This window comes from Micromonospora sp. NPDC050187, from assembly GCF_044459745.1.
In the GTDB taxonomy this organism is placed as follows: Bacteria; Actinomycetota; Actinomycetes; order Mycobacteriales; family Micromonosporaceae; genus Micromonospora.
In genome coordinates this window covers 74,555-99,559 of sequence record NZ_JBITJH010000007.1, presented here as the reverse complement: position 1 = coordinate 99,559, position 25,005 = coordinate 74,555, and the positions used below count along the sequence as shown (strand labels likewise).

25 protein-coding genes and 2 tRNA genes are annotated in these 25,005 nt (G+C 72.6%); 12 read left to right on the top strand and 15 right to left on the bottom strand.

Annotated features, from left to right (window positions below; all coding sequences use genetic code 11):
• Nucleotides 1–81: 81 nt before the first annotated feature.
• Both ACIBJE_RS13790 and ACIBJE_RS13785 read right to left on the bottom strand, forming a co-directional pair.
• A complete protein-coding gene (locus ACIBJE_RS13790; RefSeq protein WP_396747870.1) occupies nt 82–387 on the bottom strand; it encodes a hypothetical protein in 306 nt (101 codons plus the stop codon).
• A 188-nt stretch (nt 388–575) separates the two neighbouring features.
• Nucleotides 576–791: a biotin/lipoyl-binding carrier protein gene (locus ACIBJE_RS13785; protein WP_088982253.1), complete on the bottom strand. Its 216-nt coding sequence runs from the start codon at nt 789–791 to the stop codon at nt 576–578.
• A gap of 357 nt (nt 792–1,148) precedes the next feature.
• On the opposite strand from ACIBJE_RS13785, the gene ACIBJE_RS13780 reads away from it, so the two are divergent.
• On the top strand, nt 1,149–1,223 hold the full coding sequence (locus ACIBJE_RS13780) for a 50S ribosomal protein bL37 (protein WP_373290206.1): 75 nt from the start codon (nt 1,149–1,151) through the stop codon (nt 1,221–1,223).
• Between the two features lie 140 nt (nt 1,224–1,363).
• On the opposite strand, the gene rsrA is transcribed toward ACIBJE_RS13780, so the two are convergent.
• The 5 genes from rsrA to ACIBJE_RS13755 all read right to left on the bottom strand — a co-directional run bounded on the left by rsrA (nt 1,364) and on the right by ACIBJE_RS13755 (nt 4,884).
• Nucleotides 1,364–1,651 carry a mycothiol system anti-sigma-R factor gene (gene rsrA, locus ACIBJE_RS13775; RefSeq protein ID WP_285788962.1) on the bottom strand — a complete coding sequence of 96 codons (288 nt, stop codon included), beginning with the start codon at nt 1,649–1,651 and terminating at the stop codon, nt 1,364–1,366.
• 1 nt (nt 1,652) lies between these two features.
• Nucleotides 1,653–2,471 carry a sigma-70 family RNA polymerase sigma factor gene (locus tag ACIBJE_RS13770; protein WP_396747866.1) on the bottom strand — a complete coding sequence of 273 codons (819 nt, stop codon included), beginning with the start codon at nt 2,469–2,471 and terminating at the stop codon, nt 1,653–1,655.
• A gap of 249 nt (nt 2,472–2,720) precedes the next feature.
• Nucleotides 2,721–3,365, bottom strand: a complete 645-nt coding sequence (locus tag ACIBJE_RS13765) for an alpha/beta family hydrolase (RefSeq protein WP_396747863.1) — start codon at nt 3,363–3,365, stop codon at nt 2,721–2,723.
• Between the two features lie 201 nt (nt 3,366–3,566).
• Nucleotides 3,567–3,959 carry a WhiB family transcriptional regulator gene (locus ACIBJE_RS13760; RefSeq protein WP_396747860.1) on the bottom strand — a complete coding sequence of 131 codons (393 nt, stop codon included), beginning with the start codon at nt 3,957–3,959 and terminating at the stop codon, nt 3,567–3,569.
• Between the two features lie 196 nt (nt 3,960–4,155).
• Nucleotides 4,156–4,884 carry an SOS response-associated peptidase gene (locus ACIBJE_RS13755; protein ID WP_396747857.1) on the bottom strand — a complete coding sequence of 243 codons (729 nt, stop codon included), beginning with the start codon at nt 4,882–4,884 and terminating at the stop codon, nt 4,156–4,158.
• Nucleotides 4,885–5,081: 197 nt separating this feature from the next.
• Here ACIBJE_RS13755 and aroA point away from each other — a divergent pair, with 197 nt between their 5' ends.
• Genes aroA through ACIBJE_RS13735 form a run of 4 tightly spaced genes read left to right on the top strand, consistent with a single transcriptional unit; the run spans nt 5,082 to nt 9,372 of the window.
• A complete protein-coding gene (aroA, locus tag ACIBJE_RS13750) occupies nt 5,082–6,383 on the top strand; it encodes a 3-phosphoshikimate 1-carboxyvinyltransferase (RefSeq protein WP_396747854.1) in 1,302 nt (433 codons plus the stop codon).
• Nucleotides 6,384–6,438: 55 nt separating this feature from the next.
• The gene (rsgA, locus tag ACIBJE_RS13745; RefSeq protein WP_396747851.1) at nt 6,439–7,473 is read left to right on the top strand and encodes a ribosome small subunit-dependent GTPase A; all 1,035 of its coding nucleotides are present in this window, start codon (nt 6,439–6,441) and stop codon (nt 7,471–7,473) included.
• Nucleotides 7,474–7,498: 25 nt separating this feature from the next.
• Entirely contained in the window at nt 7,499–8,302 is an 804-nt protein-coding gene (gene hisN, locus ACIBJE_RS13740; protein ID WP_396747848.1) for a histidinol-phosphatase, read from the top strand.
• Between the two features lie 59 nt (nt 8,303–8,361).
• Complete coding sequence (locus ACIBJE_RS13735) at nt 8,362–9,372, top strand: hypothetical protein (RefSeq protein WP_396748170.1); 1,011 nt, start codon at nt 8,362–8,364, stop codon at nt 9,370–9,372.
• Here ACIBJE_RS13735 and ACIBJE_RS13730 read toward each other — a convergent pair.
• Complete coding sequence (locus ACIBJE_RS13730) at nt 9,330–10,529, bottom strand: glycosyltransferase (RefSeq protein ID WP_396747845.1); 1,200 nt, start codon at nt 10,527–10,529, stop codon at nt 9,330–9,332. The two genes, ACIBJE_RS13735 and ACIBJE_RS13730, sit on opposite strands and share 43 nt — an antisense overlap.
• Before the next feature lie 260 nt (nt 10,530–10,789).
• Between ACIBJE_RS13730 and ACIBJE_RS13725 the strand changes: the two genes are divergently transcribed.
• From ACIBJE_RS13725 to ACIBJE_RS13715, 3 genes are all read left to right on the top strand, one after another.
• Nucleotides 10,790–11,776, top strand: a complete 987-nt coding sequence (locus ACIBJE_RS13725) for an SDR family oxidoreductase (protein ID WP_396747842.1) — start codon at nt 10,790–10,792, stop codon at nt 11,774–11,776.
• Nucleotides 11,777–11,835: 59 nt separating this feature from the next.
• Nucleotides 11,836–12,555: an ATP-binding protein gene (locus tag ACIBJE_RS13720; RefSeq protein ID WP_396747839.1), complete on the top strand. Its 720-nt coding sequence runs from the start codon at nt 11,836–11,838 to the stop codon at nt 12,553–12,555.
• A gap of 69 nt (nt 12,556–12,624) precedes the next feature.
• Complete coding sequence (locus tag ACIBJE_RS13715; RefSeq protein ID WP_396747837.1) at nt 12,625–13,197, top strand: DUF5709 domain-containing protein; 573 nt, start codon at nt 12,625–12,627, stop codon at nt 13,195–13,197.
• Nucleotides 13,198–13,253: 56 nt separating this feature from the next.
• Here the strand turns inward: ACIBJE_RS13715 and ACIBJE_RS13710 are convergent, their stop codons facing one another.
• The gene (locus ACIBJE_RS13710; protein ID WP_396747834.1) at nt 13,254–13,919 is read right to left on the bottom strand and encodes a response regulator; all 666 of its coding nucleotides are present in this window, start codon (nt 13,917–13,919) and stop codon (nt 13,254–13,256) included.
• Nucleotides 13,920–14,091: 172 nt separating this feature from the next.
• Nucleotides 14,092–15,405 (bottom strand): MacS family sensor histidine kinase, encoded by a 1,314-nt coding sequence (gene macS, locus ACIBJE_RS13705; RefSeq protein ID WP_396747832.1) that lies wholly within the window; start codon nt 15,403–15,405, stop codon nt 14,092–14,094.
• 120 nt (nt 15,406–15,525) lie between these two features.
• Here macS and ACIBJE_RS13700 point away from each other — a divergent pair, with 120 nt between their 5' ends.
• On the top strand, nt 15,526–15,987 hold the full coding sequence (locus ACIBJE_RS13700; protein WP_396747829.1) for an ATP-binding protein: 462 nt from the start codon (nt 15,526–15,528) through the stop codon (nt 15,985–15,987).
• A 33-nt stretch (nt 15,988–16,020) separates the two neighbouring features.
• Entirely contained in the window at nt 16,021–17,493 is a 1,473-nt protein-coding gene (gene glpK, locus ACIBJE_RS13695; protein ID WP_396747826.1) for a glycerol kinase GlpK, read from the top strand.
• 34 nt (nt 17,494–17,527) lie between these two features.
• On the opposite strand, the gene ACIBJE_RS13690 is transcribed toward glpK, so the two are convergent.
• Nucleotides 17,528–18,361 (bottom strand): phosphoribosylaminoimidazolesuccinocarboxamide synthase, encoded by an 834-nt coding sequence (locus tag ACIBJE_RS13690; protein WP_396747824.1) that lies wholly within the window; start codon nt 18,359–18,361, stop codon nt 17,528–17,530.
• A 191-nt stretch (nt 18,362–18,552) separates the two neighbouring features.
• On the opposite strand from ACIBJE_RS13690, the gene ACIBJE_RS13685 reads away from it, so the two are divergent.
• A complete protein-coding gene (locus ACIBJE_RS13685; RefSeq protein WP_396747821.1) occupies nt 18,553–19,887 on the top strand; it encodes an ABC transporter substrate-binding protein in 1,335 nt (444 codons plus the stop codon).
• Nucleotides 19,888–19,950: 63 nt separating this feature from the next.
• On the opposite strand, the gene ACIBJE_RS13680 is transcribed toward ACIBJE_RS13685, so the two are convergent.
• From ACIBJE_RS13680 to ACIBJE_RS13670, 3 genes are all read right to left on the bottom strand, one after another.
• Entirely contained in the window at nt 19,951–20,199 is a 249-nt protein-coding gene (locus ACIBJE_RS13680) for a hypothetical protein (protein WP_396747820.1), read from the bottom strand.
• Nucleotides 20,200–20,437: 238 nt separating this feature from the next.
• A tRNA-Met gene (locus ACIBJE_RS13675) sits at nt 20,438–20,514 on the bottom strand.
• Nucleotides 20,515–20,730: 216 nt separating this feature from the next.
• A tRNA-Met gene (locus tag ACIBJE_RS13670) sits at nt 20,731–20,807 on the bottom strand.
• A gap of 537 nt (nt 20,808–21,344) precedes the next feature.
• Here ACIBJE_RS13670 and ACIBJE_RS13665 point away from each other — a divergent pair.
• Nucleotides 21,345–21,722 (top strand): hypothetical protein, encoded by a 378-nt coding sequence (locus ACIBJE_RS13665; RefSeq protein WP_396747817.1) that lies wholly within the window; start codon nt 21,345–21,347, stop codon nt 21,720–21,722.
• A gap of 136 nt (nt 21,723–21,858) precedes the next feature.
• Here ACIBJE_RS13665 and ACIBJE_RS13660 read toward each other — a convergent pair whose 3' ends face one another.
• Complete coding sequence (locus tag ACIBJE_RS13660; protein ID WP_396747815.1) at nt 21,859–24,870, bottom strand: UPF0182 family protein; 3,012 nt, start codon at nt 24,868–24,870, stop codon at nt 21,859–21,861.
• Nucleotides 24,871–25,005: the final 135 nt, after the last annotated feature.

The following is a 25,005-nucleotide window of genomic DNA, read 5'->3' as shown; positions in this document are numbered from 1 at the left end:
GGCACAGCCGCACGTACGACGGCGCGTCCGTCGGTGCACCGACGGACGCGCCGCGCGTGGCTGGCCGGAGAACGGGGACCGTCAGTTGTGACAGTTGATGCGGACGGTCGCGTTGTAGTAGTACGGCGAGGTCGGCGTAGCACTGCTGTAAATCGTGTAGCAGTCGAAGAACGGGTCGAATCCACTCATCTGCGCCCACCGCTCCGCACTGAGTTCCGCCTGCCAGATGGCGTTCGAGGCCGTGGAGCCACTGCCGTAGCCGGTGAAGGTGCCGAATCCGGCGGTCCCGTCGGTCGCGGCGGACGCGGCGGACGCGCCGGCCAGCAGCGACACCGTGAACGCCCCGGCGACGGCGGTGGCCGCGAGGGCCTTGCGGAACATGCGCATGACAGCTCCGTTCTCTGTTCGGTGGATACGTCGAGCCTGGCATTCCCATCGACGGGCGTCAACTTGCTGTCGCGTATAAGTCATTGCGATGACAAACTTGCGTCAAGGGAATCCCACCGAACTGCCCGGAGTGCCCCGGGTCTGGCGACACGTGCGCGTCCACCCCGCTCCACCGACCGGGAGATCCGTCAGTCGATCACCGCGATCAGGTCGCCGTCCTGGACGACGTCACCCTCGTTGACCGCGAGCTGCTTGACCACACCGTCGCACTCGGCCACCACCGGGATCTCCATCTTCATCGACTCCAGGATCACCAGCGTGTCCCCCTCGGACACGGTGTCCCCGGCCGACGCGACGACCTTCCAGACATTGGCCACCATCTCGGCGCGGATCTCCTCGGCCATCGGACGGCCCTCCCTCTCCACGGGTTGCTTGCGAACGGTATCCAATCACGTGTCGGCCCCTCGTGCGGCACGCGTGGCGGCCGATCCTCCACGTCGTACGCGTACGACAACGGCGGGCGGCACGACGACGAACGAGCCGGCCGGCTGCGGGGCGTCCGTCCTCCCGTGGCCGCGTGCTCGGTGATCCCGTCCGCGACAGGTGAAAGTCGACTCGTTTCGCCGGATACCGCCCCAGCCGGTGGACCGGGGGGCGGCGGCACTAGCATCAGCGGGTCGGCCCGCAGGCGTCGAGAGACCGGTGCGACCGGATCCCCGGTCGCGCAGCGGCCGACCAGGACTCGTCACGAGGAGGTCACCATGGCGAAGAAGGCCCGTAGGAAGAGAGCCCGTAAGAAGAGCGCCGCCAACCACGGCAAGCGCCCCAACGCCTGATCGGCGGGACCGGTCGAGCGCCGGTCGCGTGTCCGGACATCAGGACACCGGTGGCCCGGGTCGGAGTCGACCCGGGCCACCGGTGTGTGTGCCGTCGTTCGCCGACCGGCGCCTGCCGTCGGCCGAGTGCGGGGCCGTGGTCAGTCGGCCAGTTCGCGGGACTCGGACGCCTCGAAGACGACCAGTTCGCTGATCCGGATCCGCAGCCGCTCACGAAGCTCCGCCGGCGCGGTCTCGTTGCCGCAGCAGCGGGCCACCAGCGCCTTGACCTCCTGCTCGATGCCGTACTCCCGCAGGCACGGGCTGCACTCGTCCAGGTGGTCACGGATCAGCCGGCGGCGCTCCTCCGCGCACTCCAGATCCAGGTAGAGGTAGACCTCCGCGAGCACCTCGCGGCAGTCCGTCTCGTGGGGCTCCCCACAGCTCACGTCACACCTCCCGGCCGGCGGCGGTGGTCGAACCACCGGAGGAACGGGCCGCGGAGAAACCGCGCTCCGCCGCGTAGCGCTCCAGCAGCTTCCGCAGATTACGTCGACCCCGGTGCAGTCGGGACATCACCGTACCGATGGGCGTGCCCATGATGTCGGCGACCTCCTTGTAGGAGAAGCCCTCGACGTCGGTGAGGTAGACGGCCAGCCGGAACTCCTCGGGAAGCTGTTGCAGCGCCTCCTTGACGTCGGTGTCCGGAAGCCGGTCCAGCGCCTCCGTCTCGGCGGAGCGCAGACCGCTGGAGGTGTGCGACTCGGCCTCGGCGAGCTGCCAGTCGGTGATCTCCTCGGTCGGCGCCTGGATCGGCTGCCGCTGCCGCTTGCGGTAGGAGTTGATGTACGTGTTGGTCAGGATCCGGTAGAGCCAGGCCTTGAGGTTCGTCCCCTGCTCGAACTGGTGGAAGGCGGCGTACGCCTTCAGAAACGTCTCCTGGAGCAGGTCCTCCGCGTCGGCCGGGTTACGGGTCATCCGCAACGCAGCCGCGTAGAGCTGGTCGACGAAGGGCAGCGCGTCGCGCTCGAAGCGCGCCCGGCGCTCGTCCGTCTTCTCGGTGGTCAACCGCACATCCCCTCGCGTCGGATGCCTTCCCGCCGAGAATACGCGCACGGACCTGTCCGCCGATTCACTTTCCGCCGGTGTGCTCGTGCTCACCCCGCTCCCGACCGGCGCCGTCGCGGGCCATGTCGGCCCGTCCAGCAGCCGGCGCAGCCGACGCGCGTCCCGCTCGTCCCGTTCCCGGCTCTGTGTCCCGGTCGACACCGGTCACCCCCCTCGGTTGTCAGCAACCCGTCCAGGGGGTGCAACACCGCCCCACCGGCCGCACATTCCGCCCCGTTCCCGGCCCCAGCGGCACCGGGGGGTGGACGCTGGGACCAGGAAGGGCCTGGGAGGGCGGTGCCCGCCACAGGGCCGGCACCAATCGATGCAACGACCCGTCGTCGGCGGGGGTCACGGCCGGAGGCGCGGCCATCCACCGCCAGGCGCGGCCGGACGGCGCGGCACCCGGGATCACGGCCGGACGGCGTGGCCGCCGACGGGACGGCGGGCCCAGCCCCGGGCGTGCAGCCAGTCGACCACCACGGCGGCGGTGCCCGTCGGATCGTGGCGCAGGTCGTGCCGCTCGTCCGGGCGGACCACCACCCGCACGGGCGGTTCGGCGTCCGGCACCCCGAACGGGTCCCGGTCCCCGTTGACGACCAGCGTGGGCAGCCCGGTGTCGAGTTCCGCCGCCCGCGAGCGCTCCGGCCGGCCCGGCGGGTGCAGCGGGAAGGCCAGGGCGACCACGCCCGACGCGCCGACCGCGCGGGCCGTCCGACAGGCCACCCGCGCGCCGCTGGAGCGTCCTCCCACCAGCGTCGCCGGCACGGTGGGGTGGAGTCGGCGCAGTTCGGCCAGCACAGCCGTCCAGGCCTCGTCGAGGTGACCGGCGGGGGCCGGGGCACGCCGGCCGGCGACACGGTAGGGCTGGGTGACCCGGACGACGAGCACCCCGGCCGGCACCGCCGCGTCCCGGAGCGCGACCAGGTCTGGTGCGCCCACCCCGCCGCCGGCACCGTGCCCGAGCACGAGCATGCTCGCCGCCGGCCCGGCCGGCGGATCGCTGTCCAGCCACGCCGGGCCACGGGGCGTCTCGACCTCCACACGGTGTCGCACCGGCCCATTCTGCGCCGGGCCACCGTGCCGGGCGCGTGCGGTGCCGACGACCGTCACGACGGGGACCGCGCCACCGCCGGTGCCCGGCGCGTGACCGGGACACCGCGACCGACCGACGACCGCGACCGGTCACCTGCGGCTGGGCACCGCGTCCCGTCGAACGGGGCCGCCGGACCTCGGCCCGGCGGTCCCGTCGAGGTGTCAGGAGAGCGGCACCAGGGCGAGCAGGTGGTCGCGGACCGGCGGGCCGGCCTCGTCGGCCGCGTCCGGATCCGGTTCGACCTCGCTGCGCCAGGCGACCAGCATGGCCCGCCGCTCCCGGGGTGTGGTGCCACCCCAGACCCCGTGGTAGTCCCCGGCCTCCAACGCCCAGGCCAGGCAGGACCCCTGCACCTCACAGGTGCGACAGAGCGCGACGGCAGCGTCGGCCGGTTCGTTCGGCGCCGGAAAGAACGTTTCCGGGTCCACGCTGCGGCAGGTTCCCTTGGTGCGCCAGGCATCGTCCTGTCGCCGTTCGCGCAGGGCCCGCAACAGTCGCGGATCGCGGCGCGCGGCGGCCACTTCGTGCGGGCGGGGCATTCGCGCCCGTGTCATCAACCCACCTCCCCCGTGGGACCGGCTAGATCGGCGATGGTCGATCGCACCGTACGATCGACACCCACTACCGGCGCTGTGTTCTATCGCACTTGGACACACGGGGACAAGGGTCTACCGGAAAATGGGTGGATATTCGCACCACGATTCGCCCGCAACTCTGGCAAATCAGCACTCGACAATGCGCTGACGCCGTTCAGAACAGCGTCATTTCGTCGGCCGTCTCCTCCACCGGCGGACGACGGCGCGGCACTGGCACACCGGGCATCCGGGCGGTCAGTTCCGGTCCGTCGTTTCGGACGTTGCCCACCGCCGGTCCGACCGGCCGGATCTCCAGCCCGGCCAGCCAATCCTCGTCCGCGCCGAGCAGGGCGGTCGGGTCGGCGGTGGGGGCGAGCCACCGGCCCCACCGCTCCGGCCGGAGGAGCACCGGCATCCGGTCATGCACGTCGGCCAGCACGCCCAGGGCGGCGGTGGTGAGCACGCTACAGGTGAGCCGAGGACCGTCCGGGCCCCGCCACACCGACCAGATCCCGGCGAGGGCGAGCACGTCGCCGTCGGCCCGGGTCAGGTAGTACGGCTGTTTGCCGCCCCCGGTGCGGGTCCACTCGTACCAGCCGTCGGCGGGCACCAGGCAGCGACGGCGGGCGAACGGAGCGGCGTACGCCCGGCTGGTCGCCACCGTCTCCACCCGGGCGTTGATCATGCGCGCCCCGGCCGCCGGGGAGGTCGCCCAGGGCGGCAGCAGCCCCCAGCGGGCCAGTGACAGGACCCGCGTCCCCTCGTCGTCGACCCGGACCACCGGCACCGGCTTCGTCGGCGCGACGTTCCAGTCCGGCCGCAGCCGGCCTTCGGTGTCGTCGTACGCCTCGAAGAGCTGGCTCAGCGTCCCGGAACCGCGGGTGGTCGCGTACCTGCCGCACATGCGGACACGCTAACCCGCCCGACCGACTCCGGCCGTCCCGCCGACGGCGGACGCTGCTCCGGCCCACGTCGGACGCCGCTCCGGCCGACGGCGGTCGGCCCCGTCCCCTGCCGACCGGCGGACGGCCGCGTCCCGCCCACCGGGAGCCGACGTGCCGGCTCCGTCCACCGGAGCCGGGAACCCGGCAGAATGTGACCGTGGGGAATCTGACCGCGACCCGTCCGTTGCAGCCGTGGACCGCGCCGACCGCCAGCGACCCGGTCGCGGCGACGCTCCGGCTGCCCGGCTCCAAGTCGCTGACCGCGCGGGCCCTGGTGCTCGGCGCCCTGGCCAGCGGGCCGTCCACCCTGCTGGGGGCGCTCCGGGCCCGGGACACCGAGCTGATGGCCGCCGCACTGCGGGCGATGGGCGCACACATGTCGATCGCCGACGACGACCGGTGGCTGGTCCGGCCACACCGGCTGGTCGGCCCGGCGCACGTCGACGTCGGCCTGGCCGGCACGGTGATGCGTTTCGTCCCACCCGTCGCCGGGCTGACCGACGGCCGGGTCACCTTCGACGGCGACCCGGCGGCCCGGACCCGCCCGCTCGGCCCGCTGGTCGAGGCGCTCCGGTCGCTCGGCGTCCGGATCGACGTCACCGGTCCGGGAAGCCTGCCGCTGACGGTGCTCGGCACCGGCCGGGTGACCGGCGGCGAGGTGGTCATCGACGCCTCCGCCTCCAGCCAGCTCGTCTCCGGGCTGCTGCTGGCCGCCCCGCGCTTCGACCGGGGTGTGGTGGTCCGGCACGTGGGTCCGCCGGTCCCGTCCGCGCCGCACCTGCGGATGACCGTGCAGATGCTCCGGGCCGCCGGCGCGGCGGTGGACGACGGCACGCCCGACGTCTGGACGGTCGAGCCCGGTCCGCTCAGCGGACGGGTCTGGGAGATCGAGCCGGACCTTTCCGGCGCGGTTCCGTTCTTCGCCGCCGCGCTGGTCACCGGGGGCGAGGTGACCCTGCGGGGCTGGCCCCGCAGCAGCGCCCAACCGGTCGAGCGGCTCCGCTCGCTGCTGCACGAGATGGGCGGGGAGGTGACCCTCTCCACGGCCGGGCTGACCGTGCGGGGCACCGGCGCGGTGCACGGCATCACCGCCGACCTCTCCGACGTCAGCGAGCTGACCCCGGTGCTGACCGCGCTCGCCATGCTCGCCGACTCCCCGTCGGCGTTCACCGGGGTCGGGCACATCCGGGGCCACGAGACCGACCGGATCGCGGCGCTGGCCCGCGAGTTCGCCGGGCTCGGCGCGGACGTCACCGAGTCCCCCGACGGGCTGGAGATCCGACCCCGGCCCCTGAACGGCGGGGTGTTCCGCACCTACCACGACCACCGGATGGCGCACGCCGCCGCGGTGACCGGACTGGCCGTGCCGGGCGTCGAACTCGACGACGTGTCCTGTACCTCCAAGACCATGCCCGAGTTCCCGGCACTATGGTCGAGGATGGTGACCGGCGGGAACTGACGGACAGGGGGCGGTCCTGGCGACCAGACGACGGCGCGAGTACGACGAGGAGGACGTGCGGGTCCGGCCCGGCCGGTCCTCCCGTCCGCGTACCCGGACCCGCCCCCTGCACACCGACGCCGTCGACGGGTTCGTCATCGCCGTCGACCGGGGCCGGTACACCTGTGTCCTCCCCGACGACGATCCGGACGCCTCCGTCGTCACCGCGATGCGCGCCCGCGAACTGGGCCGCCGGTCGGTGGTGGTCGGTGACCGGGTCGGGCTGGTCGGCGACACCTCCGGGGCGGACGGCGCGCTGGCCCGGATCGTCCGGATCGACGAGCGCCGTTCGGTGCTGCGACGCACCGCCGACGACGACGAGACCACCCCCGAGGGGCGGCTGGAACGCGTCGTGGTGGCCAACGCCGACCAACTGGTGATCGTCAACTCGCTGTCGGACCCGCCGCCGCGCACCGGTTTCATCGACCGCTGCCTGGTGGCCGCGTACGACGCGGGCATCGAACCGCTGCTCTGTCTGACCAAGGCCGACCTGGCCGGCCCGGAGGCCGTCCTCGGCTACTACACCGAGCTGGACCTGCCCCACGTGCTCGTCCGGCCGGACTCCGACCTGACCGAGCTGCGCGCACTGCTCGCCGGACGGATCTCCGTAATGGTCGGACACTCCGGCGTGGGTAAGTCGACACTGGTCAACCGGCTGGTGCCGGCGGCCGACCGGGCGGTGGGCACGGTCAGCGCCATCGGCCGGGGTCGGCACACCTCGACCAGCGCGGTGGCGCTACGGCTGCCCCCGGTGCCCGACACCGACACCGATCCGGGCTGGATCGTGGACACCCCCGGGGTGCGTAGCTTCGGGTTGGCGCACGTCTCGGCGGAGAGCCTGCTGCACGGCTTCCCCGACCTGGTGGAGGCGACCGCCGACTGCCCGGCGAACTGCGAGCACACCGCCGACCAGGAGAACTGCGCGCTGGAGGCCTGGGTGGCCGCCGGGAGGGCGGATTCGCGCCGACTGGCGTCGTACCACCGGTTGCTCGCCTCGCGGGCCGGGGAGACCGACGTACGGACGGAGGCCGACCCGCACGGCATGGCGTGACGGTGATGTCGCTACGGTCACCCCCATGACCGGGTACGCCGACGACCTCGCCCTCGCCCACCTGCTCGCCGACGCCGCCGACGCCGTGTCCATGGCCCGGTTCCGCGCACTCGACCTCCGGGTGGAGGCCAAGCCCGACCTGACGCCGGTCTCCGACGCGGACACCGCCGTGGAGCGGGAGATCCGCGCCCTGCTCGCCACGCACCGTCCGGCGGACGGCCTGCTCGGCGAGGAGTACGGCGAGCAGCCCGCGACCGGCGCGGCCGGGCGACGTTGGGTGGTCGACCCGATCGACGGCACCAAGAACTTCGTCCGGGGGGTGCCGATCTGGGCCACCCTGGTCGCGTTGCTGGAGGGCGACCGGCCGGTGCTCGGGCTGGTCTCCGCCCCGGCGCTGGGCCGGCGCTGGTGGGCGGCGACCGGCGCGGGCGCGTACGCCGGCCCGGACGCGGCGCACGGCGAACCGATCCGGGTCTCCCGGGTGGGCCGCCTCGCCGACGCGAGCTTCTGCTACGCCTCACTGGACGCGTGGGAGGCGACCGGACGGCTGGAGCCGATGCTCCAGCTCATGCGGGACACCTGGCGCAGCCGGGCGTACGGGGACTTCTACGGCTACATGCTGCTGGCCGAGGGAGCCCTGGACGTGATGGTCGAACCGGAACTGTCGCTGTGGGACATCGCCGCTCTGGTGCCGATCGTCACCGAGGCGGGCGGCACCCTCACCGACCTGGCCGGCACCCCCGCTCCCGGCGACGGCAGCTCGGTCGCGACCAACGGCGCCCTGCACCCTGACATCCTCGACCGGCTGGCTCGGCCTGCCGAGCGCTGAACCGGGGCACCATCTATCCTCGCCGGGTGTCTACCTCCGGTTGGTGTTTCCTCGCGGCGATGATCGTCGCGTACGGCGTCGCCAACCTCCTCCAGTCCGTCGCCGCCGCGCGGACGACCGTGCACCAGAGCTTCCACCCGGGCCTGCTGCTGCGGCTGGCCTGCCACCCCACCTACCTGGTCGGACTCACCTTCCAGGTGGCCGGATTCGTGCTGGCCTTCCTGGCCCGCCGGGACCTGCCGCTCTTCCTGGTCCAGGCGAGCGTGGCGGCCGGGCTGGGGGTCACCGCGGTACTGGGCGTGCTGGTGTTGAAGTGGCGGCTGCCGAGGGCCGAGGTGGCGCTGCTCGGTCTGCTCTTCGGTGGGATCACCGCGCTGGTGCTGGCCGCCCGACCCGCGCCGTCCGGCCAACTCGGCACGGCCGGGCTGGTCGGCCTGACGGTCACCCTGGCCGCCGTCGCGCTGCTCGGCTTCTTCGCGGTACGCCTGCATGGCGCGCCGGGCTCGGTGGCGCTCGGCTCGCTGGCGGGGCTGGCCTTCTCCGCCGCCGCGGTGGCCGCCCGTCCGCTGGCGTCGGTGCACTCGACGGAGGCGTTCCTCCGCGACCCGCTGCTCTACCTGCTGATCGCGCACTCGGTGGTCGGGCAGCTCCTGCTCGGCCTGGCCATGCAGCGCGGATCGACCACGGCGGCGGTGGCCGCGATGGACGCCGCCGGGGCGGTGCCCGCCGCGATCGTCGGGCTGCTGCTGCTCAACGACAAGATCTGGCCCGGTCGGGAGTGGCTGGCCGCCGTCGGCTTCCTGGGCACGCTGGTCGCGGTGATCGGCCTGACCCGGTACGCCGAACCCCAGCACCACCGGCCGTCCGCCGACCGCCGCACCCGTCCGGTCCTCCCGATCGCGCGGATCCCCACCCACGCTCCCCACGCGGGTGCCGAGGTGGTTGCAGGGGCCCCTTCCTCATCACCAGGCGGTAGCAGGGGACCCCTGCTACCAACCCGGCACGGCGCGCACGTCACGCACGCCGCTCACGCCTCCACCGGTTTGCGGCGGCCGACGACCCGTTCGTAGAGGCGCTCCAGGGCACCCGCGGTCCGTTCCCAGGTGTAGCTGCACCGCACCCGGTCCACCGCCGCGTGCCCGTAGGCGAACCGGTTGGCGTGGTCGGCGAGGATGCGGCGCAGGGTCACCCCCAGGACCCGAACGTCCCCGGGCGGCACGAGGCGGCCGGTGACCTCGTCCACCACCGCGTCGGCGATGCCACCCATGGCGTAACCGACCACCGGCACCCCGCAGGCCATCGCCTCCAGCGACACCCGCCCGGCGGAGGCATAGTGCGGGGTGCAGACGACCACGTCGGCCGACCGGTACCAGGTGGCCATCTGGTCGTGCGGCACCGCGCCGACCAGGCGGACCTGCTCGGCGACACCGGCCCGTTCGGCCAGCTCGCGCAGCCTGCGGGCCTCGGCGTGCCGGCCGAGCTGCTCGACCGGCGGTCCCCCGGCGATCACCAGTTCCGCGTCGCCGACCAGGCGCAGCGCCCGGACCATGTCGTCGTGGCCGCTGGACGGGGTCAGACCGCCGACGGTGAGGATCCGGGGCCGTTGCTCCCGGGGCGCGGCCTCCCCGTCGGGGTGGAACTGCGCGGTGTCCACCCCGGTCGGCACCAGCGCCACCGAGGCCCGTTGCAGTCCCATCCGGGTCAGCTCGTCGACCTCGTCGTTGCACTGGGCGACGGCCATGTCCACCGCGCGGGTCAGGGCCCGCTCCAGCGGGATCCGCTCCCCCGGTCCGGAGTACTCCCGGCCGAGATGGCGCAGCTGTTCGATGCCGAGGGAGTGGAAGGTCTGCACCACCGGCACGTCGGTCCCCCGCGCCGCGTGCGCGGCGGCCAGCCCGCCGACCCAGTAGTGGCCGTGTACCACGTCCGGACGCCAGTCGTCGGCCCACCGGCCGGCCAGCCACTGGCCGAACTCGCCCACGTACGGCACCAGCCGCGCGGTCGGAGTGGGCGCGAGCGGCCCGACCGGGACCAGCTCCAACCGGTAGCCGTCGCGGTGCACGGACGGAGGCACGTCGGGGTCGTCGCGCCGTTCGTAGACCCGGACGTCGTGGCCACGGCCGGCCAGTTCGGCGGCGACCCGGGCGATGTGCTGGTGTGTGCCGACGACAGGACCGTCGGCACGCCGGGCCGGCCCGGCGTGCGCGCAGACTAGGCCGACGCGCATGGTCACCTCCATGCGATCACGAGCTACGGTCCTCCGGTCAGAGGGTCCCATTAACCTGGGGCCAAGGAGTCGAAACCTGGCAGATCAGGATCGGTCGGACCAGGGACGTCAGGATCGGTCGGACCAGAGCCGCCGCCACCGGGGCACGGTCACCGGTGGCCGCGCGCAATCCACCCCCTGAGCACGCCGGACCAATACCGCTAACGGGAAGAATTACCTCGGGCAGGCATGTAACCGGTGGACGGGGGTACCGGCTCAGAATGCCCCTCACCCGCAGCCTCGACGACTCGACCGTGGTGGTCACCGGCGCCTCCAGCGGCATCGGCGCGGCGACCGCCTGTGCCCTGGCCCGGCGGGGCGCCGACGTGGTGCTCGCCGCCCGCAGCGCAGGGGCCCTGGCAGAGGTGGCCGAGCGCTGTCGGCGCGCGGGCGGGCGAGCGCTGGCCGTTCCCACCGACGTCACGGACCCGGCGCGGGTCGAGTACCTCGCCGCCCGCGCGGTGGCGGAGTTCGGCCGGATCGACGCCTGGGTGAACAACGCGGCGGTCAGCGCGGTGGGGCTGTTCGACGAGATTCCGGCCGACGAGTTCCGCCGGGTGGTCGAGGTGAACCTGCTCGGTGTGGTGCACGGCACCCGGGCCGCCCTGCCGCACCTGCTCGCGGCCGGTGGCGGGGTGGTGGTCAACAACGCCTCGGTGCTGGCCGAGGTGGCGATGCCGTACCAGTCGGCGTACAACGCCACGAAGCACGGGATCCGGGGGTTCGCCGACACGGTGCGGCAGGAGCTCCGGGTCACCGGACGGCACGCCGTCTCGATCTGCACGGTGCTGCCGGCCAGCATCGACACGCCGTTCTTCGCGCACGCGGCGAACCACACCGGCAGGGAGCCGACCCCACCCCCGCCGGTCTATCCGCCCGAGCTGGTGGCGGAGACGATCGTCCGGCTGATCCGCCGGCCCCGCCGGGAGGCGTACGCAGGCGGGGCCGCCCGCCTGCTCGGCCTCCAGTGGCGGCTGACCCCGGCGCTGGCCGAACGGGCCCTCGGCTGGTACGCCGCCCGCACCCAGCTCGGACCGGCGGCCCACCCCGACGGCAGTGGCAACGTGTTCCGGGCCGACGCCACGGCGGAGCCGGAGGGCGGCTGGCACGGTCGCCGCCGCCAACTGGTCCGGGTCGGCACCGCACTCGGTCTCGCCGCCGCCGGCACCGCGGCCGTGCTGGCCCGACGTACCCGGTCGGAGTCGTGACCTCGCCGCCGGGCCGGCCGGATGCGCGGCCCCCTGGTGGCGTGCACAATAGGGCAACTATGCCGACGGACGTGCGATGCCAGGTGGAGACGGACGGATCCGCACTGGTCCGGTTGACCGGAATCCTCGACCGCACCGGCACGGCCCGGGTCCGGGACGCACTCCTCACCCGACTCGGCGACCACGCCGGTCCGGTGGTGGTGGACCTCGCCGGCCTCCGGGTCACCGACCCCGCCGCCCGTGCGGTCTTCACCGAGGTCCGCCGGGCGGTCGCCGACTGGCCTGCGGCAGACCTGCTGGTCTGCGACCCGGCCGGCGGCTGGACGGTCGACGGGGCACCGGTCTGGGCGAGTCCGGACGTGGCGCTCGCCGGGCTGCCCTTCAATGGCGTGCTCACCCTGGACCTGCCGCCCGCGGTCGGCTCGGCCCGGCAGGCCCGCGAACTGGTCGCCGCCGGCTGCGCCCGCTGGGGTCTGCCCGACCTGATCGAACCAGGGGCGATCGCGGTCACCGAGATGGTCAACAACGTGGTGGCCCACGCCCTGACCCCGATGACGGTGCGACTCGCCCCCGGCCACCGCGTGCTGCGGCTGGGCGTACGGGACCATTCTCCGCGCACGCCCCGGTTCGCCGGGCTCGCCCCACTCACCTCGACCGGCGGCCGGGGGCTGCTGCTGATCGACACCGTGGCCCGCCGCTGGGGTTGCACCCCGTTGCCGGACGGGAAGCTGGTCTGGGCGGTCCTGCACGGGGAGGATGAGGACGCTCTGGTCGGTTAGTCCCCTTCTGGGGCCGTTTCGGCGCGCCGGGCGCGGTTACCCCGGGTGGGCAACGGGTAGGGATCAGCCATGCGCGACGACGAGTACCCGACCCCCGTGTCCGACCCCGAGGCGGAGGGCCTGCCCGACACCGCCGACGACGACTCCACCGCCAACGACGACGTCGAGACCGGTCGCGAGGCGGACGGTCCGGATCCGGCGCAGCTGCCCGGTGACCGTACGCCGGTGGCCGTGGACCGGTTCGGAGCCACCGCCGAGGAGCAGCGCGACGGCGAGTCACTGGACTACAAGCTCGGCCGCGAGCGGTACGAGCGTCCGGCCGACGATCCGCTCGCCGGTCCGGTCGACCCGGACATCGCGGCCGAGGCGGACAGCGAGGAGGCCGCCGCGCAGGCCCAGCTCGACGCCGACGTGCTGAATCCCGGTCCCACCTCCGACCCGCACTCCCCGGTCTCCCTCTACGACCACGGGCAGCTCGGCGGGGTCGCCGACGCCCAGGTCGGACGGCTGGTCGAGCCCGACGAGGGAGCGCGGAGCGACACCGAGACCGACTCCGTCGCGTACGACGCCGGGGCGGCCGGGGGCGGCGCGACCGCCGAGGAGCTGGCCATCCACGAGACCCGCCCGCCCGAGGCGCACTGACCGCCACCGCTCTGCCCTCTGGCCCTCACGACATGCGCCACGACGGGCTGTCGGGGTTAGTCGTCGAGACCCTGGGAGATGGCGTAACGGGTCAACTCGACCCGATTGTGCAGGTGCAGCTTGCCCAGCGTGTTCTGCACGTGGTTCTGCACCGTACGGTGCGACAGGCCCAGCCGCGCGGCGATCTGCTTGTACGACAGCCCCTTGGCCACCAGACGCAGCACCTCGGTCTCCCGTTCGGTGAGCCGGGGTGCCCCGTCGTCGCCGGTCGGGGTCCCCGGCCGGGCGGCCAGCCGGCGGTACTCGCCGAGGACCAGGCCGGCGAGGCCCGGGGTGAAGACGGCCTCCCCACGCGCGGTGCGCCGAACGGCGTCCAGGAACTCGGCCGCCGCGGCCGACTTGAGCAGGTAACCGGTGGCGCCGGCCTTCACCGCCTCCAGCACGTCCTGCTCCTCGCCGCTGGCGGAGAGCATCAGCACCCGCACCTCGGGCAGCGCCGCCCGCAGGCCGCGGATCACCTCGACCCCGCCCGCGTCGGGCAGGTGCAGGTCGAGGACGACGACGTCGGGTCGGGCGGCGGGGGCGATCCGGACCGCCTGGCGGCCCTCGCCGGTGGTGGCGACCACGAGGTGACCAGCCTCGGTGAGGTCCCGCGCCACCCCGTCCCGCCACATCGGGTGGTCGTCGACCACCATCACCCGGACCGCCTCGACCTCGCCCATCCCGACACCCTAGGCCGCCGTCGGGTACGACGGCCCGTCCGGGCGGGTCCGCTTCCGGGCCGACCGGACGGGCCGTCCCACGCAGGCCCCACGGCGGACCTCGCCCGCCCACCGGACAGACCTCCGGCACCGGTCCACGGCCGGACCCTCCGGTGTCGGGCCCGCAGGTGGCTCACGAGCGGGGCAGCACCAACTCGATCTCGGTGCCCTCGCCGGGGACGGCGGTGATCGTGGTGCTGCCGCCGAGGTCGGCCAGGCGTCCCCGGATGGACTGGGCCACCCCGAGGCGCCCCTGCGCGGCGGCCTCGTCCAGCCGGCCGGGCGGGATGCCCGGACCGGCGTCGCGGACCGAGACCCGCACCAGCGTCCCCTCGTCCTCCAGAAGCACCCAGGCCCGGCCGTCCGCGTGCCGGGCGACGTTGTCCAGGGCCGCCGCCACGGCGGCGGCCATCTCCTTCGCCGCGTGCTCCGGCAGCGGCACGGTCGTGGCGGGGGCGGCCACCGACACCGCCGGCCCGGCGAACCGGCGGAGCAGGTCCCGCAGGTCGCGCGTCCCGTCCGCCGCCGGGGTGCTGCCCGGCGGCCCGGCACCCGCCCACCCGGGTGTCAGGTCCACCGGCCAGCCGACCGGTCCGGACCGCGACGCGGCCACCAGCGACGGCCCGGAGACCGACGGCGAGCCGGGAGCCGCCGGTCCGGACGCCGAGCCGGGACCGGCCGGTCCAGACGGCGAGCCGGAAGCCGCCGGCCCGGACGGCAGCCGGTGAGCTGGCGGACCGGTGGCGATCAGGGCACGCAGGGCCGCCTCCTGTTCACCGGCGAGCCGGGCCAGTTCGCCGGCCTCGCCGTCGAGGTGCACGCCGCGCCGCTGCACCAGCGCCAGCACCTGGAGCACCGAGTCGTGGATGTCCCGGGCGAGCCGCTCCCGTTCCCGGGTCGCCGCCTCCAGTTCGACCGCCCGCTGCAACCGTTGTCCGGCGGTCACCGCCAGCCGGGCCACGTGCCCGACCACCACGCCGGCCAGCAGCAGCAGGACCGCGCCGTTCAGTGCCGACGGGGTGAGCCAGCCCCGGACCACGAGGTCACCGGTGCCGAGCACCAGCGCGGCCGCCGCTCCCCGCCGCCGGCCGCCGGAGACCGCCCAGGCCAGCACCGGGCCGCCGAGCCAGGCCACGGCGAGGGCGGGCACCCCGGCGGCGAGCGCCGCGCGTCCGACCACCCCGGGGCTGAGCAGCAGGATGCCGAGGACGACGCCGAGGTCCGCCGCGAGCAGCGGCCAGCCCCGCCGGGCCGGCCGGGCGTACGCGTACGCGGTGAACGCCGTCCACCCGGCCATCGCCGCCAGCACCGGCCAGGCGGCCAGCGGATGGGTGTACCGGTCGAGGTCACGCAGGACGACCACGCAGGCGTACCCCAGGGCGGCGACGCGGTAGACGGCGATGGCTCGCCAGAGCGGCACCTCCAGCCCGCCGGACGGGGTCGGCATGGGCAGCAGAATGCCACATCGACGCAGGGGCCGGCGGGTTGGTGACGAGCCCCACGGCATACCCTGACGTAGGGTGGAAATGCCACGAAAAACCTCGAGACCTCAGCGGTGGTACGGGCCATGACGAACGCCGAACGCCCCACACCGCGTACGGTGGTGCCCATCGAACGTTCCCTGCTGATCGCCGAAGCCTTCGACCAGGCTCAGGTGACGGAGCTGCGACACTCCGTCACCTCCTGCGCGCATGCCACCGGGCTCTCCGGTCAACGCCTGGACGACTTCGTGCTGGCGGTCAACGAGCTGATCACCAACGCCGTCCGACACGGCGGCGGCCGGGGCTGGCTGCGGCTGTGGCGGGAAGCGGAGAGCGTGCTCTGCGAGGTCTCCGACCACGGTCAGGGGATCAGCACCCAGCGCCTGCACGACCGGCGGCGACCGGCCCCGGACACCGCCGGGGGCTGGGGGCTCTGGCTGGCCCGGGAACTCAGCGACACCATGCAGGTGAAGACCGGCTCGGCCGGCACCACCGTGCGGATCAGCACCGCCCTCCAGGCCCCGCAGACCACCGGCCACGGGGACTGACGCGGGCGGCCCGGCCCGGGTACGGTGCTCCGGGTGAGCCCGGAACACGTCGCCGCCATCGATCAGGGCACCACCTCCTCCCGCTGCATCGTCTTCGACCGCGCCGGGGAGATCGTCGCCGTCGCCCAGCACGAGCACCGGCAGGTCTTCCCCCGCCCCGGCTGGGTGGAGCACGACGCCGAGGAGATCTGGGCCAACGTGGAACGGGTGGTCCGGGAGGCGCTGGCGAGCGCGGGACTCGGCCCGGAGGCGCTCGCCGCGGTCGGCATCACCAACCAGCGGGAGACCACCCTCGTCTGGGACCGCGCCACCGGTCGTCCGGTCGCCAACGCGATCGTCTGGCAGGACACCCGCACCGAGCCGAGCCTGCGGGAACTGGACGAGGATCTGTTCCGCTCCCGTACCGGCCTGCCGCTGGCCACCTACTTCGCCGGGCCGAAGCTGCGCTGGCTGCTCGACCACGTCGACGGGCTGCGGGAGCGCGCCGAGGCCGGCGAGGTGCTCTTCGGCACGATGGACAGCTGGCTGATCTGGAAGCTCACCGGCCGGCACGTCACCGACGTGACCAACGCCAGCCGGACCCTGCTGATGGACCTGCGCACCCTGGACTGGGATCCGGAACTGCTCGACGCGCTGGGCGTGCCGGCCGGGATGCTGCCCGAGATCCGCTCCTCCGCCGAGGTCTACGGCACCGCGTCCGGCGTGCTCGCCGGGGTGCCGGTGGCCAGCGCACTCGGCGACCAGCAGGCCGCCCTGTTCGGGCAGACCTGCTTCCAGCCGGGCGAGGCCAAGTGCACCTACGGCACGGGCAGCTTCCTGCTGCTCAACACCGGGGCGAGTCTGGTCCCGTCGACCCACGGACTCCTCACCACGGTCGCCTACCGGATCGGCGACCAGCCGGCGGCATACGCGCTGGAGGGGGCGATCGCGGTCACCGGGTCACTGGTGCAGTGGCTCCGGGACAACCTCGGGCTGATCTCCACCGCCCCCGAGGTGGAGGAGTTGGCCCGCACCGTCGACGACAACGGGGGCTGTTACGTCGTCCCGGCCTTCTCCGGGCTGTTCGCCCCGTACTGGCGCAGCGACGCCCGGGGCGTCGTCGCCGGGCTGACCGGCTACATCACCAAGGGGCACCTGGCCCGGGCGGTGCTGGAGGCCTCCGCCTGGCAGACCCGGGACGTGGTGGACGCGATGAACGCCGACTCCGACGTGGCGTTGCGCCGGCTGCGGGTGGACGGCGGGATGACCGGAAACGCGCTGCTCATGCAGTTCCTCGCCGACGTGCTCGACGTGCCGGTGGTGCGCTCCCGGATCACCGAGACCACCTGCCTCGGCGCCGCGTACGCGGCCGGCCTGGCGGTCGGCTTCTGGCCGGACCTGTCCACCCTGCGCGGGCAGTGGCGGTCCGACGCGCAGTGGACGCCCGACATGGACGCGGACCACCGCGAGCGGGAGCTGCGCAACTGGCACAAGGCGGTGCGGCGCACCCTCGACTGGGTCGACTGAGCGTCCCGCCCCGGGGGGCGAACCGCCGGGCCGGTCAGGCCCAGCGGTCGCCGGTCAGCTTCTCGTAGACGTCGACGTAGCGGGCCCGGGTCGCCTCGACCACCTCGGCCGGCACCTCGGGGGCTGGGGCCTGCTTGTCCCAGCCGCTGCCGGCCGCCCAGTCCCGGACGTACTGCTTGTCGTAGGAGAACTGGGGCCGGCCCGGCTGGTACGACTCGGCCGGCCAGAACCGCGACGAGTCGGAGGTGAGCACCTCGTCGGCGAGGACGAGGGTGCCGTCGGGGGCCCAGCCCAACTCGATCTTGGTGTCGGCGACCAGGATGCCCCGGTCGGCGGCGATCTCCGCGCCCCGGCGGTAGACGTCGATGGTGATCTGCCGCAACCGCTCGGCGGTCTCCTGGCCGACCTTCGCCGCCACCTGCTCGTAGGTGATCGGCTCGTCGTGCTCCCCCATCGGCGCCTTGGTCGACGGCGTGAAGATCGGCTCGGGCAGGATCGACGCCTCCACCAGCCCTCGGGGCAGCTCGACCCCGGAGACCGCGCCGGTGCGCTCGTACTCCTTCAGGCCGCCCCCGGTCAGGTAACCCCGGGCGACGCACTCGACCGGCACCATCTCCAGCCGGCGGCAGCGGATCGCCCGACCGGCGAACTCGGCCGGCACGTCGGTGGTGGAGACGACGTGGTTCGGGACGATGTCCGCGAGCTGCCCGAACCACCAGACCGAGAGCGCGGTGAGCAGCCGCCCCTTGTCCGGGATGGGGGTCGGCAGCACCACGTCGTAGACGGAGATCCGGTCCGAGGCGACCAGGACGAGGTCGTCCCCGTCCGCGTAGACGTCCCGTACCTTGCCGGAGTGCAGTAGTTCCACGCGGCCTAGTAGACCACGCGGCGCCACGTGCCCTTTCCTCCGTCCGCCGCACCACAGGCACCGGTCACCCGGGAGACCGGGCCCGACACCCTGGCTTTCCGGGCCGGCGGTCCCGTCCCGCCGGACGTTGACACCTTCCCGCATCACCTGGGTCAATGATCCGAATCCATCCGGCGTCCCAGGAGTCGACCGTGTCCGCAGTCCCGTACCCGACCGCCCGCCGCACCGGCGCCGACCCGGGGCGACGGCGGATGCTCGCCGGCCTGTTCGGCCTGCCGGTCGTCGCGGCGGGTGGGCTGACCGGCTGCCGGAGCGAACCGGCGGCCCTGGTCGAGAGCGGTCCGGTCGAGCTGTCGGTGTTCTGGTGGGGCAGCGCACGCCGCGCACAGCTGACCGAACAGGCGCTACGGCTCTACTCCGACCGGAACCCCCAGGTGACCTTCCGGGTCACCTGGCAGGGCCTCGACGGCTACTACCAGCGGCTCGCCACCCAGGCGGTGGGGGGCAACGTCCCGGACCTGTTCCAGATCGACGACACCTTCCTCACCGAGTACGCCCGTCGCGACATCCTGCTGGACCTCACCGGATACGCCGCCGACCATCGGCTCGACCTGAGCGGCCTGCCCGACGGGCTCGTCCGGTACGGCCAGGTCGCGGGGCACACCATGGCGGTGGCCGCCGCACAGAACTCGGCCGGGCTGGTCTTCAACCGGGATCTGCTGCGCCGGCTGCGCCAGCCCGCCCCGCACAGCGGGATGAGCTACCCGGACTACCTCACCTGGGCGGCCCGGGTGACCAGGGCCAGCGAGGGCCGGGTAGCCGGCACCATGGATCCCTCCGGTGACCACCGGGCGCTCTGGCTCTGGCTGAGATCCCGGGGCAAGGAGTTCTACCAGGGGCGCAAGCTCGGGTTCGACTCTCCCGAGTTGATCGACTGGTTCGAGCTGTGGCAGCGGGCCCGAACGGCCGGGGCCACCCCGAGCGCGGCGCTGGTGCAGCAGGCGAACGGCGGCGAACCGGCCCGCCAGCTCGTGGTCACCGGGCACACCGCCGCCTCGTTCGCCTGGTCGAACCAGCTGGTCGAACTCCAGCGTCACAGCCGGGACGAGTTGGGCATCGTCAGCTGTCCCGGCCCGGCGGCCGCCCAGTGGGCGCGGGCGTCGATGTACTGGGCCGGGTTCCGGGGCACCCGCCGCCCCGACGTGGTCGCCGACGTGATCAACTTCCTGACCACGAACGTGGACGCCGGCCGGCTGCTCGGCTACGAACGGGGCCTGAGTCCGCACCTCAACATCCGTAAGTTCGTGGAGCCGACCATCCGGGACGCCTCCGTCCGGGCCTCGGCGACCTTCGAGCTCAGCGTGGCCGACACGTTCGGCACCGCGCCCCCGCCCCCGCCCACCGGGCACGCCCGGATCCGCGACCTACTGATCACCACCGCCGAGTCGGTGCAGTCCGGTCGGTCGACGATTCGTGCCGCCGCCTGGCGGTTCATGGCACAGGCCGCCGCCGCGTTGGCCGCCTGACCCGCCGGACCGGCGGTGTCCACGGCCAGCGGGCGGGCCGACGCACGGCCCGCCCGACTCGGTTCAGCGGGGGCCGGGACCGCGCCGTCCGCGTGTCATCCGGATCAGCAGCAGCACGACCACCGCCACCACCACGAGGCAGCAGAGCAGGCCGATCAGACCGAACCCACCGCCGCGACGCCGCCGCGCGGCCTCCACGACCAGCTCGCCAGGGCCGGTGGACGCCCACGCGGCGACCGGCACGAACACGGAGAGCACCACCGTACCGAGGACGGCTCCCAGCCGGCCCCACCATCTGTTCCAGGAAGACATGACCCCATCCTCGCCGAGGTGGGCAAGAACGGCACCCCGATCATCTTTCCGGTGCTGCGTCAGCAGCGGCCGGGACGCGGTAGGCGCCCCGGTCCCCGGCCGGCAGAGGTCGACGCACACCGTCCCGGGCAGGCCCCCACTTCCCCACGAGGCCGATACGTAGCCGGTTGCCGTCCGGGTCGCACAACTTCGTTCTACGGAGAAGGCCCCCGGACTGTGTCCGGGGGCCTTCTCCTTGTGGTAGCGGGGACAGGATTTGAACCTGCGACCTCTGGGTTATGAGCCCAGCGAGCTACCGAGCTGCTCCACCCCGCGTCGGTACGTTAACCCTAGCGCATCCTCGAGCCGGGTATCGGGCGGGGGGTCGGAGACCGTTCCAACCGGTGCCGCACCCGTCCTTACCGGCGCCGCCGGGATCGCCTTCGCACCGCGCGGCGGCACGGCCGCCGGACATCCGCACGGAGGCCGAACCGCCCGGCGCGCCAATAAGCGAACGACCCTCCGGTGAATTCACCGGAGGGTCGTTCGTCGTGGTAGCGGGGACAGGATTTGAACCTGCGACCTCTGGGTTATGAGCCCAGCGAGCTACCGAGCTGCTCCACCCCGCGTCGGTACGTTAACCCTAGCGCACCGAAGCCAGGGCGCGCAAAGCGGTGTCAGTTCCCACCCACTCCGAGCCCTCTCACGGCAGCCCGCCGCAGCCGCCTCGCAAACTGCGACCGGTTCACAATGCGGCCGGGAGCAACTACTTGCGAACGCCCCGAACCACCTGCCGCGCCGTGGGCGGCAGGTCTCCGACCCAACCCGCCCGGTAGCCCGTGACGCTCTACCGGCGCCGCCTCGTCAGGCACTCCCGTCAGCCTGGTCGGCTGCGCGGCCCGCCAGCGGAGCGGACCCAATTACTCACCATGATGGTGTTGACACTCAAAGTTACATCTACTAGCTTCAATTTAGGTTGATGATGGCGAAAGAGGGGCACCCACAGGCGCAGATTCTGGATTCTGACAACCTCGCCAAATCATCGACCTGCTGAATTCTGGGCCTGGGTGCCCGAAAAACACGGGGAAGGGGATCCATTGAAAACGCAGGTTGGCAATCGCAGATCGCCGGCGAGGGCTCTCGTAGCTCTCCTGGCGGCGCTGACCATGGCATTCTCCGCAAGCCCGGCGGTCGCCGCCGGGCCGGACACGGAGACCGGACGGGTGCCTGCGCTGATCGCACAGCGAGCGGAGATGCTGGCGAACAACCCTGAATGGGCGACTCCGGTCGGGACGCTCGGCTGCCAGTCGACCTACTTCAAGGGGTATTTCTACTCCGTCGAATCCATTTCGTTGAACTGCTCGGGCACCTACACCAACAACCTTCCCGCCACGCGGTTCACCGCTGGCGGCTGGTCGGGCATCGTGTACTACGGAAACACCGGCGCGAACTGGGCCTTCTGCGACGGGGAGTCCTGGAACCTGGGGAACGAGTACCCCATCCCCCAGGTGGTGCTGTACGCCACGAAGGCACCCTGGTGCTGATGAGATCTTGCGGGCGTCGCACATGACGTCGAGCAGCGGATCCCTACCAGTTCCGCAGCTTCGCCCCGACTGACAGCAGAGTGGCCGGTCCGATGTCGGACCGGCCACTCTGTCGTTGCCAACTGCTGGAACGCCCCTAACCGCTGGGGCTCGCCGTGGCCGAAGGGGCAGGACTGCTCGGCGGCGTGGTCGGGGCGCCGGTCGTCGTTGCCCTTTGCTGCGCCTGCTGGAACGCCGTCATCGCGCTGTCCAGGTTCTTGAGCGCCCGACCGTACCGCTCGAAGTCGCCGGAGGTCTGCGCGGCCTTGACCTCCGCGATGGCGTCCTGCACCCGCTTGGCGGCCTCGGCCAACTCACCGGTCGTCGGCGGGGTCCCCGTCGCCGGCGGGGGCGGGGTCTCGCCCCCGGACGGTGGCGGGGTCTGGCCCTCCCCGGCCGGTGGCGGGTTGCCGGCAGCGGCCTGCTTGCCCTGCTCGACGAGCTGCTTGATGCCCTCCTCCACGTTGTTGGCGAGCACCACGTACGAGCCGCCGTCGCCGTAGGAGAGGAGCACCTTCTGCAACAGCGGGTACGCGTCCTGCTGGTTGCTCTTCACGTAGACCGGCTCGACGTAGAGCATGCCGTTCTCGAACGGCAGCGAGAGCAGATTGCCGTACTGCACCTGGGCCTGGTTGGAGGAGAGCAGGTTGAGCTGCTGCCGGATGGTGTCGACGGAGTTGGTCATGCGCTGGTGCACCTGCACCGGCCCGGAGACGGCTGTCTGGTCCGGCAGCTCCAGCACCTCCAGCCGCGGCTCGCCGTCCACGTACGACCCGGAGATCAGCGCGGCGAGGTTCTGCCGGCCGTTCGGGGTGACCGCCGAGGTGAGCTGGAACCGTGGCGCGTCCTGCGCGGGCAACTGGGTGTAGAGGTAGTACGGCGGCTGCTTCTGGTCGCTGTCCGGCGCGTCCGGCACGTTCGGCACCTGCCAGAAGTCCTGGCCGGAGTAGAAGTCGCCCGGGTTGGTGACGTGGAACCGGGTCAGCAGGTTGCGCTGCACCTTGAACATGTCAGCCGGGTAGCGGAAGTGCGCCGCCAACTCGGCCGGGATCTCCGCCTTCGGCGTCACCAGGTCGCCGCCGAACGCCTTGTTCCACGCCTTCAGGACCGGGTCGGCGTCGTCGAACTCGTAGAGCCGGACGGTGCCGTCGTACGCGTCGACGGTCGCCTTCACCGAGTTGCGGATGTAGTTGACGTTCTCCCGGGCGAGCTGGAACGTGCCCCGCCCGGTCAGCTCGTCGGTGGTCTCCTGCTGGAGGTTGACCCGCTCGGCGTACGGGTAGGTGGCCGACGTGGTGTAGGCGTCGATGATCCACTGGATCCGCCCGTCGACCACCGCCGGGTAGGGGTCGCCGTCGATGGTGAGGAACGGCGCGACCTTCTCCACCCGGTCCCGGGGGTTACGGACGTAGAGCAGCTTGGAGTTGTCGTTGACCGCCTCGGAGAGGAGGAAGTTCGACTCCTGCTCCTTGATCGCGTAGAGCAGCCGGCGGGTGAACGAACCGATCTCCACCCCGCCCGCACCGGTGTAGGTGTAGTACTGCTCGCCGCCGGCGGTGGGGGTGGGCCGGTCGAACTCGGCGTTACGGTCCTCGTCGGTCTGTCCGACGATCGCGTAGTCGTCGGCGGTCATCCGCTCGCCGTAGTAGATCCGGGGCTGCTCGGTCGGGATCTGGTCGGTCTGCGCGGAACAACGCTCCTGCTCCTGCTCCCGCTCGCCGAGGAAGCCCGAGACGAAGAACGGCTGCCCGCCGCAGACCACCTGGTTGGCCGGGGCCCCGACCAGCCCGAACCCGTGGGTGTAGACGGTGTGCCGGTTGATCCAGTTGCTCTGCTGGTCGGTCAGCTCGCCGTAGTTGATCTCGCGGATGCCGACCACGTAGTCCCGGGTCTGGCCGTTGACCGTGTACCGGTCGATGTCGAGCTTGGGACCGAAGTCGTAGAAGCCCCGGACCTGCTGCAACTGGGTGTACGTCTGGGAGACCAACTGCGGGTCGAGCAGCCGGGCGTTCGGCACCACGGACTTGTCGGTGGCGAGAGACGCCGGTGGCGTCAGGTTGTTCGCCCCGTACGGCGTGGTCTTCGTGTCGGTCAGGTCGAACGCCGCCCGGGTCGCGTCGATGCTGCGCTGGATGTACGGGGCCTCCTTGTCCCGGGCGCTCGGCTTGACCTCGAAGGTCTGCACCGCCCAGGGGTAGATGCCGCCGATCGCCACCGCGGAGATGCCGAGGAGAGCCAACGAGATACCCGGCCAGACCAGGTTCCGCATCACCGCGTTGGAGAAGATGATGATCGCGATGGCCACCACGATCGAGATGTAGGCGAGGATCTCCTTCGCCGGCAGCAGCGCGTTCACGTCGGCGTACCCGGCGCCGTAGAGCTTGGCGCTGTCGTTGTACTCCAGCAGCATCGCCCGCCGGTCCAGCACGTACGCGACCGCCTTGAGCAGGACGAAGACCGCGACCAGGGTGGTCAGGTGGGCCCGCGCGGCGTTGGTCATCCGGTCGCCGACGCCCTGGAGGCGCACCCCACCGAAGACGTAGTGCACGGCCAGCGCACCGATCACCGCCAGCACCACGGCGGTGAAGCCCACCCCGAGCAGGTAACGCAGGAACGGCAGTTGGAAGACGTAGAAACCGACGTCGACCCCGAACTCGGGATCCTTGACGCCGAAGTCCCCGCCGTTACGGAAGAGCAGCCACTGGCTCCACCGGCTCTGCGCCGAGAGCCCGGCGAAGAGCGCCACCACGGCACTGGCGAGCAGGATCCAGGTGCCGATCCGTGGTCCGAGGAGCATCCGGTACCGCTCCAGGGTGGCCTGCTCCGGCGAGTGCGGGCGCAGCCTGGGGCGCAGCCGGTGGGCCAGCCACAGGTTGCCGCCGACCAGCGCCGCCATGCCCAGACCGACGGCCAGGAAGAGCAACAGCCGGGTGAGCAGCACGCCGGTGAAGACCTGGGTGTAGTCGACCTCGTCGAACCAGAGCCAGTCCGTCCACGCCTGGACACCCCAGCCGAGCAGGGTGAAGAGTACGAACACCCCGATCAGGACACCGATCGTGACGCGCCCGCGTCGGCTCATCCTGGGTAGGGGGGCACTACGCATGACCACTGTTTGGCTCCGCACGCTCGTTGTGACCGGATCCGACCAGGCCACAAGAGTACGTGGTGTTCCTGGACACTTCCGGTCAAGGTCGCGCCGCTGCGGTCGCGGTCGGCCGGACGCCCCCCGGCCCGCCGACCGGCG

Excerpts from the sequence above, each read along its gene's own strand:
- ACIBJE_RS13790 (WP_396747870.1), bottom strand. The coding sequence starts at position 387 with ATGCGCATGTTCCGCAAGGCCCTCGCGGCCACCGCCGTCGCCGGGGCG.
- ACIBJE_RS13785 (WP_088982253.1), bottom strand. The coding sequence starts at position 791 with ATGGCCGAGGAGATCCGCGCCGAGATGGTGGCCAATGTCTGGAAGGTC.
- ACIBJE_RS13760 (WP_396747860.1), bottom strand. The coding sequence starts at position 3,959 with ATGACACGGGCGCGAATGCCCCGCCCGCACGAAGTGGCCGCCGCGCGC.
- ACIBJE_RS13755 (WP_396747857.1), bottom strand. The coding sequence starts at position 4,884 with ATGTGCGGCAGGTACGCGACCACCCGCGGTTCCGGGACGCTGAGCCAG.
- hisN (WP_396747848.1), top strand. The coding sequence starts at position 7,499 with ATGACCGGGTACGCCGACGACCTCGCCCTCGCCCACCTGCTCGCCGAC.
- ACIBJE_RS13735 (WP_396748170.1), top strand. The coding sequence starts at position 8,362 with ATGATCGTCGCGTACGGCGTCGCCAACCTCCTCCAGTCCGTCGCCGCC.
- ACIBJE_RS13730 (WP_396747845.1), bottom strand. The coding sequence starts at position 10,529 with ATGCGCGTCGGCCTAGTCTGCGCGCACGCCGGGCCGGCCCGGCGTGCC.
- ACIBJE_RS13725 (WP_396747842.1), top strand. The coding sequence starts at position 10,790 with ATGCCCCTCACCCGCAGCCTCGACGACTCGACCGTGGTGGTCACCGGC.
- ACIBJE_RS13720 (WP_396747839.1), top strand. The coding sequence starts at position 11,836 with ATGCCGACGGACGTGCGATGCCAGGTGGAGACGGACGGATCCGCACTG.
- ACIBJE_RS13715 (WP_396747837.1), top strand. The coding sequence starts at position 12,625 with ATGCGCGACGACGAGTACCCGACCCCCGTGTCCGACCCCGAGGCGGAG.
- ACIBJE_RS13710 (WP_396747834.1), bottom strand. The coding sequence starts at position 13,919 with ATGGGCGAGGTCGAGGCGGTCCGGGTGATGGTGGTCGACGACCACCCG.
- macS (WP_396747832.1), bottom strand. The coding sequence starts at position 15,405 with ATGCCGACCCCGTCCGGCGGGCTGGAGGTGCCGCTCTGGCGAGCCATC.
- ACIBJE_RS13700 (WP_396747829.1), top strand. The coding sequence starts at position 15,526 with ATGACGAACGCCGAACGCCCCACACCGCGTACGGTGGTGCCCATCGAA.
- ACIBJE_RS13680 (WP_396747820.1), bottom strand. The coding sequence starts at position 20,199 with ATGTCTTCCTGGAACAGATGGTGGGGCCGGCTGGGAGCCGTCCTCGGT.
- ACIBJE_RS13665 (WP_396747817.1), top strand. The coding sequence starts at position 21,345 with ATGGCATTCTCCGCAAGCCCGGCGGTCGCCGCCGGGCCGGACACGGAG.